Annotated in this window: 1 rRNA gene (only partly in view); it reads right to left on the bottom strand. The window is 52.0% G+C overall.

The window, feature by feature from the left end:
• A 23S ribosomal RNA gene (locus AC13Q5_RS34920) occupies positions 1-2116 on the bottom strand (it extends 744 nt beyond the left edge of the window).
• Positions 2117-2500: the final 384 nt, after the last annotated feature.

Genomic DNA, 2500 nt, shown 5'->3' with positions numbered 1-2500 from the left:
CGTCCCTGCTTCAAAGCCTACCACCTATCCTACACATGCCGACACGAATGCCAGTGTAAAGCTATAGTAAAGGTGCACGGGGTCTTTCCGTCTGACCGCAGGAACCCCGCATCTTCACGGGGAATTCAATTTCACTGAGTCTATGTTGGAGACAGCGGGGAAGTCGTTACGCCATTCGTGCAGGTCGGAACTTACCCGACAAGGAATTTCGCTACCTTAGGACCGTTATAGTTACGGCCGCCGTTTACTGGGGCTTCGATTCAGAGCTTGCACCCCTCCTCTTAACCTTCCAGCACCGGGCAGGCGTCAGACCCTATACGTCGTCTTGCGACTTCGCAGAGCCCTGTGTTTTTGGTAAACAGTCGCTACCCCCTGGTCTGTGCCACCCTCACATACTTGCGTACATAAGGGTCACGCTTCTTCCGAAGTTACGCGTGCAATTTGCCGAGTTCCTTCAACATAGTTCTCTCAAGCGCCTTGGTATACTCTACCTGACCACCTGTGTCGGTTTCGGGTACGGTCTATACGGTGGAGCTATTTCCTGGAACCGCGTCCCCGCCCACACAATCCAATAAGTGTGAACAAGTTAAGCAATCCGTCACTACCACCAGGCCCACGAATATTAACGTGGTTCCCATCGACTACGCGTGTCCGCCTCGTCTTAGGGGCCGGCTAACCCTGCTCAGATTAACTTTAAGCAGGAACCCTTGGTCTTTCGGCGAGAGGGTCTCTCACCCTCTTTATCGTTACTCATGTCAACATTCGCACTTCCGATACCTCCAGGACCCCTCACGGGTATCCCTTCATCAGCTTACGGAACGCTCCGCTACCACTCCTCAAAGAGGAATCCTCAGCTTCGGTGCATGGCTTCAGCCCCGTTACATTTTCGGCGCAAAGACCCTTGACTAGACCAGTGAGCTGTTACGCTTTCTTTAAATGATGGCTGCTTCTAAGCCAACATCCTGGTTGTTTTGGGATCCTCACATCCTTTCCCACTTAGCCATGACTTGGGGACCTTAGCTGGAGGTTAGGGTTGTTGCCCTTTTCACGACGGACGTTAGCACCCGCCGTGTGTCTGCCGAGTAGTACTTCCCGGTATTCGGAGTTTGGTTAGGATCAGTAAGACGGTGAGTCCCCATAGCCCATCCAGTGCTCTACCCCCGGGAGTATTCGCTCGACGCTCTACCTAAATAGATTTCGCGGAGAACCAGCTATTTCCGAGTTTGATTGGCCTTTCACCCCTAGCCACAAGTCATCCCAATCTATTGCAACAGATGCGGGTTCGGTCCTCCAGTTGGTGTTACCCAACCTTCAACCTGCTCATGGCTAGATCACTCGGTTTCGGGTCTAATGCAACAAACTATATCGCCCTATTCAGACTCGCTTTCGCTTCGCCTACACCTACCGGCTTAAGCTTGCTTGTTACACTAAGTCGTTGACCCATTATACAAAAGGTACGCCGTCACCCTTGCGGGCTCCGACTGTTTGTAGGTATCCAGTTTCAGGTTCTATTTCACTCCCCTTGTCGGGGTGCTTTTCACCTTTCCCTCACGGTACTGGTTCGCTATCGGTCATGCACGAGTACTTAGGCTTGGAGAGTGGTCTCCCCATGTTCAGACAGGATTTCACGTGTCCCGCCCTACTCTAGGACAATAAAGCTATCTACGCGTACGGGGCTGTCACCCTCTACGGCAAACCTTTCCAGGTTCTTCCACTTTAAACTTCATTGCCACTGGCCTGGTCCGCGTTCGCTCGCCACTACTTGCGGAGTCTCGGTTGATGTCCTTTCCTGCAGGTACTTAGATGTTTCAGTTCCCTGCGTTCGCTTCTTACACCCTATTTTATTCAGGTGAAGATACCTCATAACAATGCTTAGAAACCACTTTGGTTCTTTACGCCGGATAACCGGCGACGGCCCTTGGCCTTGCGAAGCCTTGCAGCTTCGAGCCAATTGCCAACCAAAATGATTTTCTAAGCATTTAAGGTGGGTTGCCCCATTCGGAGATCCATGGATCAAAGCTTATTCGCAGCTCCCCACGGCTTTTCGCAGCGTATCACGTCCTTCATCGCCTGTGCATGCCTAGGCATCCACTAAATACCCTTACGACACTTGATCGTTCTCATTGCCAATGCTCATCCTTATTGGATTTGGCAAACCTTTCCTTCTCGCTTGCGCTCAAAGGGGTGCCAAATCTGACCATACGGTCAGTCCAAAGCGCGATTACCTTTTACAATCGCGCCAATCAGATGCCATCGACGTGTTCGACAGGCTTGCTTTATTGGAGCTACGCCGAGCAGCTCGCTTGCAGCCTGTCTTAAGACCAGCTTCTCGAGATTGGATCCGATACCGCGCGGTCAGGCAACGGTAATCCAGCCGTCCATCAGAGGTATCCATAAAGATACCAACAATGACGGCCCAGAGCGACAAGCTTCCTTCCTACCTCCGTCCCCTCCTTCGTTTCCAGCCGGCTAGGCCATCCACGATATCATAAGGTCCGGG

The sequence above is a fragment of the Martinezella sp. CNPSo 3964 genome, from assembly GCF_057784375.1.
Note: the sequence above shows the minus strand (reverse complement) of the source record. Positions and strands in the feature narration are given on the sequence as shown.